Origin of the sequence: Pantoea eucrina (assembly GCF_001691555.1) — a bacterium.
Lineage (GTDB): Bacteria > Pseudomonadota > Gammaproteobacteria > Enterobacterales > Enterobacteriaceae > Pantoea > Pantoea borealis.
In genome coordinates this window covers 268,334-283,400 of the sequence record NZ_MAYN01000007.1, presented here as the reverse complement: position 1 = coordinate 283,400, position 15,067 = coordinate 268,334, and the positions used below count along the sequence as shown (strand labels likewise).

Sequence of the window (15,067 nt, the reverse complement as noted above, 5' to 3'; positions counted from 1 at the left end):
GCTGCCGCACAGTGCGGCCATTTTGTGGCATAGTACTTTCCACCCTGAACGAGAGAGAACCATAATGAAACGCCCGGATTACCGCACGCTTCAGGCGCTGGATGCAGTTATTCGTGAGCGCGGCTTTGAGCGCGCTGCACAGAAGCTTTGTATTACCCAGTCAGCCGTATCGCAGCGTATCAAGCAGCTGGAAAACCTGTTTGGTCAGCCGCTGCTGGTACGCACTGTTCCGCCCCGCCCCACTGAACAGGGGCAGAAGCTGCTGGCGCTGCTGCATCAGGTTGAGTTGCTGGAAGAGGAGTGGCTGGGTGACGATCAAAGCGGGACCACGCCGCTGCTGCTCTCGCTGGCGGTTAACGCCGACAGTCTTGCGACCTGGCTGTTGCCGGCACTGAAAGATGTGCTGGCGGACTCCCCGGTACGGCTGAATCTGCAGGTGGAAGATGAAACGCGCACGCAGGAACGGCTGCGTCGTGGCGAAGTGGTAGGCGCCGTGAGTATCCAGCCGCAGCCGCTGCCAAGCTGCCTGGTTGATCAGCTGGGGGCGCTCGACTATCTGTTTTGCGCCTCGCCCGATTTTGCCGCCCGCTACTTTCCTAACGGCGTCACGCGATCTGCTTTGCTCAAGGCACCGGCGGTGGCGTTTGACCATCTGGATGATATGCATCAGGCGTTTTTGCAGCAGAATTTTGATCTGTCACCGGGCAGCGTACCCTGCCATATTGTCAATTCGTCAGAGGCGTTTGTGCAGCTGGCGCGGCAGGGATCGGTCTGCTGTATGATCCCGCATCTGCAGATTGAGCGCGAGCTGGCCCAGGGCGAGCTGGTGGATCTGACACCCGGGCTTTATCAGCGCCGAATGCTCTACTGGCACCGCTTTGCGCCAGAAAGCCGGCTGATGCGCAGCGTCACCGATGCGCTGATTGCCCACGGACATCGGGTATTGCGTCAGGATGAGGTCACAGCCTGAGCATAGCGCAGCGGCAGGCGCCGCTGCGGCAGTCAGCTATCAGGGCGTAGCGGCGTTTGGCTTAATTTCAAACACTACATCGACCTGATCGTCAAAGTGGATACTCTGCTGTTCATACGTCTGCTGCGCAGTGGTATCCGCGGGTGCGGCGGCCGCTTTGTACATGCGCGCCATCGGCATTGGCTGATAGTTAGCCACATGATAGCGAATACTGTAGACCTGACCCAGCTTCGCGTTGAAACCTTCAGCCAGCGCACTGGCCTGCTGCGTAGCGTTAGCAATGGCGGCTTTACGCGCCTGCTCTTTGTAGCTTTCTGCGTTTGCCACGCCCAGTTCAACGGTGCGGATTTCGTTCAGACCTGATTTTAGCGCGCCATCCAGCAGATCGTTCAGCTTATCCAGCTGACGCAGCGTCACTTCCACCTGGCGTACCGCGCGGTAGCCTTTCAGTACCGACTTACCCTCTTTGGTATAGTCATATTCTGGCTGGGTACTCAGATTAGCCGCATCGATATCTTTCTTTTCAATACCGCTCTTTTGCAGGAAATCAAAATATTGCGCCACGCGCGCGTCAGCCTGCTTTTTGGCATCAGCGGCTTCTTTAGAGGCGACGCTGACCATGATTGAGAGCGTCGCCATATCCGGACGCGCATCCACGCTTGCCTGACCGGAAGTGACCACATGCGGTCCTTCAGGAACCTCTCCGGCCTGAACCATGCCCGACAGTGCGCCCGTACTCATTGCGGCGACCAGCGCCAGTGCTTTCAGTTTCACAAACTCCTCCTTGGAAATCGGGTTACCGGCTGCCACTATGGCGAAGCCGCTAACACTTTACTATGCGTGATGCTCTGAGTTTACGCCGACAGAAAAGTTCGTTCGCGCTGCGTTTTAACCTGCTGCCGGCTGCAAACTTATCACTACAGAGTTGTCAAAAAGAGTATTGTACGTTTCGCTTGATAAATACTTTTTGTTTTCAGGAGCTCTGCTCATGGCACCCGATCCATTAAGCCCTGACGCGCCTGCTGCTGGCGTGCGCGTCGGACGTACGCGTTTTCTGATGCTGACGCTGGTATTTGTGAACATCATTATCAACTATATGGATCGCGCTAATCTGGCCGTGGCAGCGCCAGCGCTGAGCGCTGAATTGCAGCTCACTCCACTGCAAATGGGGCTGGTTTTTTCTGCATTTGGCTGGATCTACGCCGCACTGCAGATCCCGGGCGGCTGGCTGATTGATCGGTTCGGTGCGCGTATGGTGTATGGCGTAGCGATGATCGGCTGGTCGCTCATTACCCTGCTGCATGTTTGCGCCAGCAGCGCAGCGGCGCTGGTGGGACTGCGGCTGGGCGTCGGCGCGCTTGAAGCCCCGGTGATGCCGGCTAACAACCGTATTATTTCCGGCTGGTTTCCGCTACACGAGCGCGCCAGCGCCATTGGCATTTACTCTTCAGCGCAGTTTGCTGGCCTGGCCTGCGTGACGCCGCTGCTGTTTCATATCGAGGCTGCGTTTGGCTGGCGCGGGCTGTTTGCTACCACCGGTCTGACCGGCATTCTGTGGGCTGGGGTCTGGTTTGCGTTCTATCGCGAGCCTGGCGAACATAAACGTGTATCCGCCGCAGAGCGCGCCTGGCTGCTGGAGAACGGTGCGCTGCCCGACAGCGCATCGGCCGGGCGTACACCGCTGCGCCTGAGTGATATGCAGCAGATGCTGCGCAACCGCCAGCTGCTGGGCATCTGTCTGGGCCAGTTTTCGATTTCCGCCACGTTCTGGTTCTTTCTGACGTGGTTTCCGACCTATCTGGTCCGGTACCGGCATATGGATTTCATTAAAAGCGGCTATGTCGCCTCGCTGCCTTATCTGGCGGCGTTTTGCGGTGTACTGCTGGCGGGATTTATCTCCGATTATCTGATGCGGCGCGGCGTTTCAGCGGGCGTGGCGCGCAAGCTGCCGATACTGCTCGGACTGACGATGACGCTGTTTATTCTCGGCGCCAGCTACACGGATAATACCACGCTGATCGTCCTGTTTATGTCGCTGGCCTTTTTCGGCAACGGGCTGGCCACCATTACCTGGGTGTTTGTCACTACGCTGGCACCGCGTCATCTGGTCGGGCTGGCAGGCGGCATGTTTAACTTTACCGGTGCGCTCTCCGCAATCGTTGTGCCGGTTGCGATTGGCGCACTGATCGACGGCAGTGATTTTGCTCCGGCGCTGATGTTCATCGCTGCGCTGGCGCTGGTGGGGATCGGCAGCTATCTGTTTATCGTTGGCCGCCCCGAAGAGATTACTGCTCGCCGGTGATCTTCTGCGCCAGCGCTTTCAGCTGCGCCACCCGTTGCGCCAGATGCTCATCATCCGTCTGCCAGATTTTAGCGAACGCCAGCGCCGCGCGATTATGCGTGATCGGCAGCGCCATACCAATCTCACCATCATCACGCTGCCAGATAAGATGATCGCTCTGGCGTTTGCGTGCCAGCAGAGGTGCCATCTGCGTCCACTGCGCCGGGTCAAAACGCGGCTGCAGCTGCACATCAGGCTCTGCGGCCAGCAGCGCCATGCCAATCACCGACTGCCACGCTGGCAGCATGCGAAATCCGGCCAGCGCCTGACTGGTGCGGGTGCGTTCACCGGGTTCCGAGTGCCAGATATAGATGACCTGATCCTCCCACAGCACGCCCAGCGCCACCACGATATCGTGCGGTGCATACAGCTCCAGCTGCGGCAGCGCCTGCGCAAACAGTGAGGACCCCCGAATCGCCTGCGCGGCCAGCGCGTGCACGCCCGGGCCCGGCAGATAGCGACGCTGCTCATCCTGAACGGTGAGGCCGATCGATGCCATGGTCATCAGCAGACGGTTAACGCGCGTGCTGTTCATTCCCATCTGACGCGCCAGCTCACGCCCGCCAATGGCTCTGTCGCTGGAGACCAGGTACTGCAGACAGCGGATGCCGTCAATCAGGCTCTGGTTAGGTTGAGAAGACATGGGTCACCTCCGGGCGCTAAAAACTCAATCTTAACAGCCTCGCCGCGTCAATAATGCCCCCCTGCGCGTTTTACTTTTTAATCTGTCAGCCCCTGCTGCGCCAGCTGGAAAGCGATAAGCCACATGACGCTGCCAACCAGCAGATTAATAATGCGCTGCGCACGCGCGGTGCGCAGTCGTGGCGACAGCCAGGCCGCCAGCAGCGCCAGACCATAAAACCAGATAACGGAGGCGCTGACGGTGCCCAGCGCGAACCAGCGACGGGCATCGGCAGAAGGCAGCTGACTGCCGAGGCTGCCCAGTACGACAAACGTATCCAGATAGACATGCGGATTGAGCCAGGTCACAGCCAGCATCGTGGCAATAATGCGCCAGCGTCCCTGTTTCAGCGTGCTGTCCTGCTCCAGCGCAATACCGCCGCGCCATGCACTACGTAATGCTCCCCAGCCATACCAGAGCAGAAACGCAACGCCTGCCCAGGTGATCAGCGTCAGCAGCAGCGGTGACTGATGCAGCAGCGCGCTGCCGCCAAATATGCCGCCGCAGATCAAGGCAATGTCGCTCAGGGTACAAAGCGTAGCGGTCATCAAATGATAGTGACGCTTGATGCCCTGATTCATCACAAAAGCGTTTTGCGGGCCCAGTGGCAGGATCAAGGCAGCGCCCAGCGCCAGCCCCTGCAGATAAATTGCTAACATGCTGAATAACCTGGAAAGAGAAGAAGATGGGCGCAGTATATTAGCAGGAAGATATTAGCGGAAATTGAAAGATTTAATCGGCCATTAGTTCGATTAATAAGAAAGGCACCCGCAGGTGCCTTATGCTGATGTTATTTTGTCAGGTTAACCGGCTGCTCCTGCTCTTCGCGCCTGACCTGGTGCAGATGCACATCCATCTGCGGATAAGGGATGCCGATGCCGTTCGCATCCAGCGTACGCTTAAAGTTTTTCATCAGGTCCCAGTAAACGTTCTGCAGGTCACCGCTTTTGCTCCAGCAGCGCACCACAAAGTTCAGTGACGAAGCCGCCAGTTCATTCAGGCCGATCTGGATACCCATATCTTTCAGCACGCGCTCATCCGCTTCCACGACGTCACGCAGCAGAGCGATCACCTGATCGACATCCGCATCGTAGGCCACGCCAATAATAAATTCGTTGCGGCGGATCGGCTCACGGGAGAAGTTAATGATATTGCTGGCGATGATTTTGCCGTTCGGCACCACCACCATTTTACCGTCTGCGCTTTTCAGCGTGGTTGAGAAGATCTGCACATTCTGAACCGTTCCCATCACGCCACCGAGATCAACAAATTCGCCGGTACGGAACGGACGGAAAGTCACCAGCAGTACACCTGCCGCCAGGTTGGACAGCGAGCCCTGCAGCGCCAGACCCACGGCCAGACCGGCCGCACCCAGCACGGCGATCACTGACGCGGTCTGTACGCCAACGCGCCCCAGCGCTGCGATGATAGTAAATGCGATAACGCCATAGCGGACTAAGGCTGAGAGAAAATCGGCCACGGTCGCGTCGATATGGCGTGCCACCAGCAGACGATTCACGCCTTTTGAGACAATACGCGCGATGATCATGCCAACGATAATAATCGCGATTGCTGCCACGATATTGACCGCATAGCTCAGGATCAGCGCCTGGTTACGCACCAGCCAGCCACCTGCACTGTTAATGCCATTTACGACATCTAAATCTTCCATTTGTCAGCCCTGTTGTTGAGTTTCCCGCGGGAAATTACAAAAACGGCCAGATTGACTCCGGCACTCCAGGCTACAAGGTTAAACAAAAACAGGGGGAAGCGCCAAAATTAAGCTGATTTAACATTATATTGGGGAGAAAACATACCGGAATCGATGCAGATCAGAGCAGAGTAACCTGCAGACTGGCGGTAACTGTGCATCAGAATGAGACGAACTGGCGTGTGCGTTTGTCTGGAAGAGAGTGCAGCGGAAACGCATAAAAAAGGCCCCTGCAGGGGCCTTTTTACTGCAGCGAACTTACAGTACGTCGACTGCGTTCAGCTCTTTAAACGCCTGCTCTAAGCGCACAACCATTGAGGATTGTGCCGCACGCAGCCAGACGCGTGGGTCATAGTATTTCTTGTTCGGGCTGTCCGGGCCGTTCGGGTTGCCCAGCTGCGACTGCAGGTACGCTTCGTTAGATTTGTAATACTGCAGAATACCGTCCCAGGTTGCCCACTGGGTATCGGTATCGATGTTCATTTTGATCACGCCGTAGCTGATAGACTCTTCAATCTCTGCCGCAGAAGAACCGGAACCGCCGTGGAATACGAAATCCAGCGCGTTATGCTCCAGACCATGCTTCTCGCACACATATTTCTGTGAATCGCGCAGAATGGTTGGGGTCAGCTTCACGTTGCCTGGCTTGTACACGCCGTGCACGTTGCCGAAAGAGGCCGCAATAGTGAAACGCGGGCTGATTTTGCTCAGCTCGGTGTAAGCGTAATCCACATCTTCTGGCTGGGTGTAGAGGGCTGAAGCATCCATATGGCTGTTATCCACGCCATCTTCTTCACCCCCGGTACAGCCGAGTTCGATTTCCAGCGTCATATCAATTTTCGCCATACGCGTCAGATATTTGCTGGAGATCTCGATGTTCTCTTCCAGCGACTCTTCAGAGAGGTCGATCATGTGTGAAGAGAACAGTGGCTTACCGGTTTTTTTGAAGTGCTCTTCACCGGCATCCAGCAGACCGTCGATCCACGGCAGCAGTTTTTTCGCACAGTGGTCAGTGTGCAGAATAACCGGCACACCATACTGCTCTGCCATCAGATGCACATGGTGCGCACCGGCGATAGCGCCGAAAATTGCTGCGCCCTGTGGTTTGTCGGTTTTGAAACCTTTACCGGCGATAAATGCAGCACCGCCGTTGGAGAACTGAACGATGACCGGCGCTTTAACTTTGGCAGCCGCTTCCAGTACCGCGTTAATGGAGTCCGTGCCGACGCAGTTAACTGCAGGCAGAGCGAATTTGTGCTCTTTCGCTACCTTGAAGACTTTCTGAACGTCATCACCAGTGACAACGCCGGGTTTTACGAAATCAAAAATTTTAGACATGGTTGTGTCCCGTTTCGTTACCGTTCATTCCCGAAGGGAATGGGATTTATTTGCCCCGGACGGGGCCAGTTTTAAGGCAGCGCCGGAGCGCTGCCCCCAGAATTACTGCTTAGCGCGCTCTTCCAGCATCGCCACTGCAGGCAGTTTTTTGCCTTCCACAAACTCCAGGAACGCCCCGCCGCCGGTTGAGATGTAAGAGATCTTGTCTTCGATACCGAACAGATCGATAGCCGCCAGGGTGTCACCGCCGCCTGCAACAGAGAATGCCTCGCTGTCTGCAATCGCATTAGCCACGATTTCGGTGCCTTTACGGAAGTTCGGGAACTCAAATACGCCTACCGGACCGTTCCACAGAATCGTTTTGGCCTCTTTCAGAATCTTCGCCATGTTCTGTGCGGTTTCATCACCGAAGTCCATAATCTCTTCGTTATCCTGCACTTCTGAAACCTTTTTCACGGTAGAAGGTGCAGTTTCAGAGAATTCCGTGCCCACACGGGAATCGGTCGGAACCGGAATACCGTACTGGTCACGCAGGCCTTTAGCCGCTTCAACGAAGTCCGGCTCGTAGAGTGATTTACCGACGTTGTTGTCGATAGCCACGAAGGTGTTTGCGATGCCGCCGCCAACAATCACGGTATCCGCAATTTTGACCAGCGACTGCAGGACATCAAATTTGGTCGATACTTTTGAACCACCGACGACGGCAACCAGCGGACGCTCCGGATTGCTCATTACTTTACCCAGCGCTTCCAGCTCAGCAGAAAGCAGCGGGCCGGCGCAGGCGACTGGCGCAAATTTGCCTACGCCATGGGTTGAAGCCTGTGCACGGTGGGCGGTACCAAACGCATCCATTACAAAGACATCGCACAGCGCGGCATATTTCTTCGCCAGCGTCTCGTCATCTTTCTTTTCGCCTTTGTTAAAGCGTACGTTTTCCAGTACTACCAGCTCGCCCGCTCCCACTTCAACGCCGTCAAGATACTCTTTTGCCAGCGTAACCTGGGTACCGTTCAGTTTCTCTTTCAGATAGTTAACAACCGGCAGCAGCGAGAACTCTTCATTGTATTCACCTTCAGTCGGGCGACCGAGGTGAGAGGTAACCATCACTTTTGCGCCCTGTTTCAGTGCCGCTTCAATGGTAGGCAGGGAAGCACGGATACGTGCGTCAGATGTCACTTTTCCTTCTTTCACTGGCACATTGAGATCGGCACGGATCAGAACACGCTTACCAGCAAGGTCCAGATCGGTCATCTTAATTACAGACATGGTGAATCCTCTCGTTGATTCTCGTAAGTTTTGCCAGACGCCATCCGCGTCTTACCTGAAACCGCTTGCGGCCATTGCTAACGTAGTATCGATCATCCGATTAGCAAAGCCCCATTCGTTGTCACACCAGACCAGCGTCTTGATCAGGTGATGACCGCTGACCCGCGTCTGCGTACCATCAACGATGGCACTGTGCGGATCGTGGTTAAAATCTACTGAGACTAACGGTAATTCCGTATAGTCAACTATACCACGAAATGCCCCTGCTGATGCGTTTTGCAGCAGCGCATTGACCTCACACGCCTTTACCGCCGCCCGCACCGAGACGCTCAGATCAATCGCCGTCACGTTGATAGTGGGTACACGCACCGCTATCGCTTCGAAGCGATCGTTGAATTTCGGAAAAATGCGGGTGATGCCGGCAGCCAGCCGCGTATCGACCGGAATGATCGACTGACTCGCTGCACGGGTGCGGCGCAGATCGCTGTGATAGGCGTCGATCACCTGCTGATCGTGCATCGCTGAGTGGATCGTGGTCACTGTACCGGACTCGATCCCAAAGGCATCATCCAGCAGCTTGATCACCGGAATAATGCAGTTGGTGGTACAGGATGCGTTAGACACAATGCGGTCAGTTTGTTTAAGAGCCTGTTCGTTTACGCCGAACACAACGGTTGCGTCCAGATCGTTGCCGCCCGGATGCGAAAACAGAACTTTTCTGGCGCCCGCCTGCAGATGCGCCTCACCGTCGGCGCGGCTGCCGTAAACGCCGGTGCAATCCAGCACGACATCAACGTCCAGCTGCTGCCACGGCAGCGTGCCGATCTCTGCCTGGTGCAGGATGCGAATAGTGTCTTCCCCTACCCACAGCAGATCGCGCTCCTGACGCACGTCGAAGGCGAAGCGACCGTGGCTGGTATCGTACTTCAGCAGATGCGCCATGCCGGCGGCGTCTGCCAGCTCATTAATCGCAACGACCGTGATTTCCGCCCGGCGTCCCGTTTCATATAGCGCACGCAACACATTGCGTCCGATACGACCAAAGCCATTGATAGCAATACGAATGGTCATCGCTTTTCCTGCAACTGCACCTCTGAAATGTGCCAGATACCTTGAGCGTTTCATGCCATTTTGTACAGGGAATTCTTCCGCAGCGCCTGACGCGATGCGCAGGGATTCGGCAGCAACTGAAACGGTTCAGCCAGAATAAAGCATGCGAGGAATAACCGGAATGATTGCGATCAAGGATGGTGATGATTATTGGATCTGCGTCACAAAAATGAGGCGATTAAACAATTACTGCAGGAATAATTGAAACGTTTCAGGCGGCGAAAGAATATGAAATAAAACAGGGTGCGCATCAATGCGCACCCTGTAGCTCACGATATCCGGTTTGTTAAGTCGCCCGTTAAGGCGACCACGGATTACAGAATAGATTTTGCGGTGTTTACCACATTCTCAACGGTGAAGCCGAACTCTTTAAACAACAGCTCTGCCGGCGCAGATTCACCAAATGAGGTCATACCGACCACCGCGCCGTGCAGGCCGGTGTATTTGAACCAGTAATCGGCAATACCCGCTTCAATGGCAACGCGCGCACCAACTGCTTTCGGCAGCACCGCTTCACGGTAGGCGGCATCCTGCTTATCGAACGCATCCGTTGATGGCATGGAGACCACGCGCACATTGCGGCCTTCGCTGCTGAGTTTGTCAGCGGCAGCCACCGCCAGCTCAACTTCAGAGCCGGTAGCGATCAGGATCAGTTCCGGCGTGCCGTTGCAATCTTTCAGCACATAGCCACCGCGGACCACGTTTGCCAGCTGCTCAGCGGTACGATCCTGCTGCGCCAGGTTCTGGCGGGAGAAGATCAGCGCTGACGGGCCATCCACGCGCTCAATGGCATATTTCCACGCGACAGCAGACTCAACCTGGTCACAGGGACGCCACAGGCTCATGTTTGGCGTCGTACGCAGGCTGGCCATCTGCTCAACCGGCTGGTGCGTCGGGCCATCTTCACCCAGACCGATGGAGTCGTGGGTGTAAACCATGATCTGGCGGATCTTCATCAGTGCCGCCATACGCGCCGCGTTGCGGGCATATTCAACAAACATCAGGAAGGTCGCGGTATAAGGCAGGAAACCGCCGTGCAGCGCAATGCCGTTGGCAATGGCGGTCATACCGAACTCACGCACGCCATAATGGATGTAGTTACCCGCTGTGTCTTCGTTGATCGGTTTAGAACCGGACCACATCGTCAGGTTGCTGGGTGCCAGATCGGCGGAACCGCCGAGGAACTCCGGCAGCAGCTTGCCAAAGGCTTCAATCGCATTCTGTGACGCTTTACGGCTGGCGATTTTAGCCGGATTCGCCTGCAGCTGCTCAATAAACTGCTGCGACTCTGCCTGCCAGTTAGCAGGCAGCTCATTGTTAACGCGACGTGTAAACTCTTCCGCCAGTGCCGGGAAAGCTGCCGCATAGGCTGCAAACTTCTCATTCCAAGCGGACTCTTTCGCCTGGCCTGCCTCTCTGGCATCCCACTGCGCATAGATATCGGCCGGGATCTCAAACGGCGCATGGCTCCAGCCCAGCTGCTTACGCGTCAGCGCAATTTCATCGTCGCCCAGCGGCGCGCCGTGTGAATCGTGCGTGCCCGCTTTGTTGGGCGAGCCGAAGCCGATAACGGTTTTGCACATCAGCAGTGACGGCTTGTCAGAGACGCGCTTCGCCTCTTCCACAGCCTGTTTGATTGCTTCTGCGTCGTGACCATCCACGCCGCGCACAACATGCCAGCCGTAGGCTTCAAAACGTGCTGCAGTGTCGTCGGAGAACCAGCCATCAACGTGACCATCAATTGAGATACCGTTGTCGTCATAGAACGCGACCAGCTTGCCCAGCTTCAGCGTGCCGGCGATAGAGCAGACTTCGTGCGAAATCCCTTCCATCATGCAGCCGTCGCCCATGAAAACATAGGTATGGTGGTCTACGATATCATGACCCGGGCGGTTGAACTGTGCGGCCAGCGTACGCTCGGCGATCGCAAAGCCCACGGCGTTGGCGATGCCCTGGCCCAGCGGGCCGGTGGTGGTTTCCACGCCTGGCGTGTAGCCATATTCCGGGTGACCTGGGGTTTTAGAGTGCAGCTGGCGGAAGTTCTGCAGCTCGCTCATTGGCAGATCGTAGCCAGCAAGGTGCAGCAGGCTGTAGATCAGCATAGAGCCATGCCCGTTCGAGAGCACGAAGCGGTCGCGATCTGCCCACTGCGGGTTAACCGGGTTGTGATTCAGGAAGTCGCGCCACAGCACTTCAGCGATATCCGCCATGCCCATCGGGGCACCCGGGTGTCCCGATTTAGCTTTCTGTACTGCGTCCATACTTAACGCACGAATGGCGTTGGCAAGCTCTTTACGAGAGGGCATGTTCTACTCCAGATCGGATTAAGGCTCCGCCGCGCTTAACGTATTGTAATTAATCAGTTATAAGGCGAAGCGTGAAAGAAGTCGCCCATCAATGTACATGAAAATCGGCACAAAAGTACATGCATCCGCGTGCTAATTATCATGGCTGCGATTGCATTTTAAGCCGCGTCTGCTAGCAACCGCGAAACGGGCGCGCTATAAACATCGGGTTTATACATCTGGCCTGCTTTCAGGTGTGTGTTTTTACGACGAGTGACTTAAAGGATGATGATATGAAAATCCGGGCTACGGTTACGGCAATGGGAGTGGCAGCGCTACTGAGCGGCTGTCAGGGTTTTGATAACAACGCGCTGCTGCAGTCGGGCGCGCAGGCGTATCAGGCCTACTCACTCAGTGATGCGCAGGTAAAACAGCTGAGCGATCAGTCCTGTGCGCAAATGGATAAAGACAATCAGGTGGCAGCCGCAAACAGCAGTTATCAGCAACGCCTGAATAAGATCGCTGCCGCACTGGGCGACAATATCAACGGCACGCCGGCGAACTACAAGGTGTACGTTACCAAAGACGTCAACGCCTGGGCGATGGCTAACGGCTGCATCCGCGTTTACAGCGGCCTGATGGATATGATGACCGACAATGAAGTAGAAGGCGTACTGGGCCATGAGATGGGGCACGTCGCGCTGGGCCACACGCGTAAAGCGATGCAGGTTGCCTTTGCCACCGAAGCCGCACGCGGTGCCGCCGCATCGGTTGGCGGTATTATTGGTTCGCTGTCGCAGTCGCAGCTGGGCGATATCGGCGAGAAGCTGGTTAACGCGCAGTTCTCGCAGACCCAGGAGTCGCAGGCAGATGACTACTCGTATGATCTGCTGAAAAAGCGCGGTATCAACCCGCTCGGTTTAGCCACCAGTTTTGAGAAGCTGGCAAAGATGGATCAGGGACATCAGAGTTCGATGTTTGACTCCCATCCTGATTCAGAAGCGCGCGCGCAGCATATCCGCGATCGTATCGCCGCAGACGGTAAATAAGCGCCTGATGCAGCCCTCCTCCCGCCGGGAGAAGGGCTGCCACTATCAGCCTTTGTTCGCTGCCTGCACGTGCAGCATATCCAGCGCCAGCGTGGCCGCTGCCAGCGAGGTCAGATCGGCGTGATCGTAGCCTGGCGCCACTTCCACCAGATCCATACCGACGATATTCATCCCCTGCAGGCCGCGAACCAGTTTGGTCGCTTTGTCACTGCTCAGCCCGCCAATTACCGGCGTACCGGTGCCTGGCGCGTGCGCCGGATCGAGGCAGTCAATATCAAAGGTCAGGTAGACCGGCAGGTCGCCCACGGTGCGCTTCACTTCCGCCAGAATATCATCCACGCTGCGATCGTTAACCTGTGCCGCATCCAGCACGTTAAAGCCCAGACTCTTATCAAATTCAGTACGGATACCGATCTGCACCGAGTGCTGCGGATCGATCAGCCCCTCTTGTGGCGCGGTGAAGAACATGGTGCCGTGGTCAAAGGTCGGGCCGTTGGAATAGGTGTCAGTGTGCGCATCGAAATGCACCAGCGCCATTTTGCCGAAATGCTTCGCGTGGGCGCGCAGCAGCGGCAGCGTAATGTAGTGGTCGCCGCCAAAGGTCAGCATGCGCTTGCCGCTGGCCAGCAGTTTTTCCGCATGCGCCTGCAGTTTGTCAGAGAGATCCTGTGAGTCACCAAACGCGTAAACCAGGTCGCCACAGTCCACGACTTTCAGGCGCTGACGCAGGTCGAAGTCCCACGGCCAGCGGCACCCTTCCCACGCCAGGTTAGTTGAGATCTGACGAATTGCTCCCGGCCCCAGACGGCTGCCCGGACGGCCCGACGTAGCGGCGTCAAACGGCACACCGGTGATCACCCACTCTGCGTCGCTGTCGTACGGCTGGAAGTTGAGCGGAAAACGCATGAAACCAAAGGCGTTGGAAACCAGGGAGTTGTCATACTGATTGCCCAGGGTGTTGTACATAATTCATCCTCTTTACGTCAGGCCTCACCGGCCTGATTACGGGTCAGGTATAAAAAAATCCCTTCCGCGTCGTCAGGCGTGACGGGGAAGGGATTGATGGCGTGATTATCGCCGGGAATATTCTCCCCTGCAATCCTCATCCGCTTAGCGTTCGCGCATCGCCTCTTCGGCTTTGTTAAACGGCTTGACCAGATAATCCATCACGGTTTTCTCGCCGGTTTTGATATCCACCGTGGAAACCATACCGGGTGTGATAGAAAAGCGCCGGCCCGCTTTGTTCTGCACATAGTCGTTATCGGTACGGATAAACACCCGATAGTAGTAAATTTCTGGTTTAACCTCATCCTGAATGGTGTCCGGCGAGATGCTCTCCACCACGCCATTAAGACCGCCATAAATGGCGTAATCATAGGCGGAGATCTTCACCACCGCGCGCTGCCCCGGATGGATAAAAGCGATGTCGCGTGGCGAGAGGCGCGCCTCCACCAGCAGCCTGTCGTTAAGCGGGACAATGTTCATCAGTTCGCCATTAGGCGGCACCACGCCGCCAACCGTGGATACTTTGATATTTTTAACGATGCCGCGCATCGGTGCACGAATCGTCAGGCGCGTTACCGTATCTTCCCGCCCTTTGATCACTTCCGCCAGGCTGTCCGCTTCCGCGCTCGCTTTGGCCAGCTCCTCGCGCGCCTGGACATAATATTGTGAGCGCATATCGGTCAGCTTCAGTTCCAGATCGGATTTCTCACGCTGCAGGCGCAGCACCTCCACGTTACTGGCTGCCCCGCTCTTTGCCAGCCGCTGCGTAATCGCCAGCTCGCGGTTAGCCAGCGCCAGCGACGCCTTAAACTGCTTTGTGGCGTCGTTGAGCTGTGCCCGTTTAGTCGTATAGAGGCGGGTTTCTGCCGCGATCAGATCGGGCCAGCCGCTGAGCTCGTCCGGAAAGGTCAGCCGGGTATCGTTGACCTCTGCCCGCAGGCGCGACGCCGCCGCCAGCGCGGCACGGTAGCGTGCCGCACTCTCCCCTACGCTTGACTGCGAACGGGTAGGATCGAGGCGCGCCACCACCTCACCCGCCTGCACCTGATCGCCTTCATGCACATACAGCTCCGTCAGAATCCCCCCCTCCAGCGACTGCAGCACCTGTTCGCGCGAACTGGGGATCACCTTGCCGGTCCCGGTTGAGACTTCATCCAGCACGCCAAACCACGCCCAGATCAGCGCGACCAGCATCAGCGCGGCGCTGATCACAATCAGCCGCACGGCACCGCTGTAGTGGGTCTCCGACTTCAGTTCGCCCAGCAGATCGTCTGACGCGTCTGTTTCAGCAGCCGTTATCAGCCGCAGTT

13 protein-coding genes are annotated in these 15,067 nt (G+C 56.6%); 3 read left to right on the top strand and 10 right to left on the bottom strand.

Annotation, left to right across the window (positions count from 1 at the left end):
- Positions 1-64: 64 nt before the first annotated feature.
- Entirely contained in the window at positions 65-970 is a 906-nt protein-coding gene (locus BBA90_RS05350; RefSeq protein ID WP_039380043.1) for a LysR family transcriptional regulator ArgP, read from the top strand.
- A 39-nt stretch (positions 971-1,009) separates the two neighbouring features.
- Here BBA90_RS05350 and BBA90_RS05345 read toward each other — a convergent pair whose 3' ends face one another.
- Positions 1,010-1,744, bottom strand: a complete 735-nt coding sequence (locus BBA90_RS05345; protein ID WP_065648252.1) for an oxidative stress defense protein — start codon at positions 1,742-1,744, stop codon at positions 1,010-1,012.
- Positions 1,745-1,958: 214 nt separating this feature from the next.
- Between BBA90_RS05345 and BBA90_RS05340 the strand changes: the two genes are divergently transcribed.
- On the top strand, positions 1,959-3,272 hold the full coding sequence (locus BBA90_RS05340) for an MFS transporter (RefSeq protein ID WP_065648251.1): 1,314 nt from the start codon (positions 1,959-1,961) through the stop codon (positions 3,270-3,272).
- Here the strand turns inward: BBA90_RS05340 and BBA90_RS05335 are convergent.
- From BBA90_RS05335 to tkt, 7 genes are all read right to left on the bottom strand, one after another.
- Positions 3,256-3,954: an IclR family transcriptional regulator domain-containing protein gene (locus BBA90_RS05335; protein ID WP_065648250.1), complete on the bottom strand. Its 699-nt coding sequence runs from the start codon at positions 3,952-3,954 to the stop codon at positions 3,256-3,258. The two genes, BBA90_RS05340 and BBA90_RS05335, sit on opposite strands and share 17 nt — an antisense overlap.
- A gap of 77 nt (positions 3,955-4,031) precedes the next feature.
- On the bottom strand, positions 4,032-4,652 hold the full coding sequence (gene argO / locus BBA90_RS05330; protein WP_065648249.1) for an arginine exporter ArgO: 621 nt from the start codon (positions 4,650-4,652) through the stop codon (positions 4,032-4,034).
- Positions 4,653-4,783: 131 nt separating this feature from the next.
- Complete coding sequence (gene mscS / locus BBA90_RS05325; protein WP_065648248.1) at positions 4,784-5,665, bottom strand: small-conductance mechanosensitive channel MscS; 882 nt, start codon at positions 5,663-5,665, stop codon at positions 4,784-4,786.
- Between the two features lie 297 nt (positions 5,666-5,962).
- Positions 5,963-7,042: a class II fructose-bisphosphate aldolase gene (gene fbaA / locus BBA90_RS05320; RefSeq protein WP_065648247.1), complete on the bottom strand. Its 1,080-nt coding sequence runs from the start codon at positions 7,040-7,042 to the stop codon at positions 5,963-5,965.
- A gap of 102 nt (positions 7,043-7,144) precedes the next feature.
- Complete coding sequence (gene pgk, locus BBA90_RS05315) at positions 7,145-8,308, bottom strand: phosphoglycerate kinase (protein ID WP_065648246.1); 1,164 nt, start codon at positions 8,306-8,308, stop codon at positions 7,145-7,147.
- A gap of 51 nt (positions 8,309-8,359) precedes the next feature.
- Positions 8,360-9,379 (bottom strand): erythrose-4-phosphate dehydrogenase, encoded by a 1,020-nt coding sequence (gene epd / locus BBA90_RS05310; protein ID WP_039380059.1) that lies wholly within the window; start codon positions 9,377-9,379, stop codon positions 8,360-8,362.
- A 353-nt stretch (positions 9,380-9,732) separates the two neighbouring features.
- Complete coding sequence (gene tkt / locus BBA90_RS05305) at positions 9,733-11,724, bottom strand: transketolase (RefSeq protein ID WP_065648245.1); 1,992 nt, start codon at positions 11,722-11,724, stop codon at positions 9,733-9,735.
- Positions 11,725-11,996: 272 nt separating this feature from the next.
- Between tkt and BBA90_RS05300 the strand changes: the two genes are divergently transcribed.
- Positions 11,997-12,752 (top strand): M48 family metallopeptidase, encoded by a 756-nt coding sequence (locus tag BBA90_RS05300; protein ID WP_065648244.1) that lies wholly within the window; start codon positions 11,997-11,999, stop codon positions 12,750-12,752.
- A gap of 45 nt (positions 12,753-12,797) precedes the next feature.
- Here BBA90_RS05300 and speB read toward each other — a convergent pair whose 3' ends face one another.
- Positions 12,798-13,718, bottom strand: a complete 921-nt coding sequence (gene speB, locus BBA90_RS05295) for an agmatinase (RefSeq protein ID WP_065648243.1) — start codon at positions 13,716-13,718, stop codon at positions 12,798-12,800.
- A 144-nt stretch (positions 13,719-13,862) separates the two neighbouring features.
- Positions 13,863-15,059, bottom strand: coding sequence for an HlyD family type I secretion periplasmic adaptor subunit (locus BBA90_RS05290; protein WP_412159094.1), 1,197 nt, complete (start codon positions 15,057-15,059; stop codon positions 13,863-13,865).
- Positions 15,060-15,067: the final 8 nt, after the last annotated feature.

Excerpts from the sequence above, each read along its gene's own strand:
- BBA90_RS05350 (WP_039380043.1), top strand. The coding sequence starts at position 65 with ATGAAACGCCCGGATTACCGCACGCTTCAGGCGCTGGATGCAGTTATT.
- BBA90_RS05340 (WP_065648251.1), top strand. The coding sequence starts at position 1,959 with ATGGCACCCGATCCATTAAGCCCTGACGCGCCTGCTGCTGGCGTGCGC.
- BBA90_RS05335 (WP_065648250.1), bottom strand. The coding sequence starts at position 3,954 with ATGTCTTCTCAACCTAACCAGAGCCTGATTGACGGCATCCGCTGTCTG.
- argO (WP_065648249.1), bottom strand. The coding sequence starts at position 4,652 with ATGTTAGCAATTTATCTGCAGGGGCTGGCGCTGGGCGCTGCCTTGATC.
- mscS (WP_065648248.1), bottom strand. The coding sequence starts at position 5,665 with ATGGAAGATTTAGATGTCGTAAATGGCATTAACAGTGCAGGTGGCTGG.
- fbaA (WP_065648247.1), bottom strand. The coding sequence starts at position 7,042 with ATGTCTAAAATTTTTGATTTCGTAAAACCCGGCGTTGTCACTGGTGAT.
- pgk (WP_065648246.1), bottom strand. The coding sequence starts at position 8,308 with ATGTCTGTAATTAAGATGACCGATCTGGACCTTGCTGGTAAGCGTGTT.
- epd (WP_039380059.1), bottom strand. The coding sequence starts at position 9,379 with ATGACCATTCGTATTGCTATCAATGGCTTTGGTCGTATCGGACGCAAT.
- tkt (WP_065648245.1), bottom strand. The coding sequence starts at position 11,724 with ATGCCCTCTCGTAAAGAGCTTGCCAACGCCATTCGTGCGTTAAGTATG.
- BBA90_RS05300 (WP_065648244.1), top strand. The coding sequence starts at position 11,997 with ATGAAAATCCGGGCTACGGTTACGGCAATGGGAGTGGCAGCGCTACTG.
- speB (WP_065648243.1), bottom strand. The coding sequence starts at position 13,718 with ATGTACAACACCCTGGGCAATCAGTATGACAACTCCCTGGTTTCCAAC.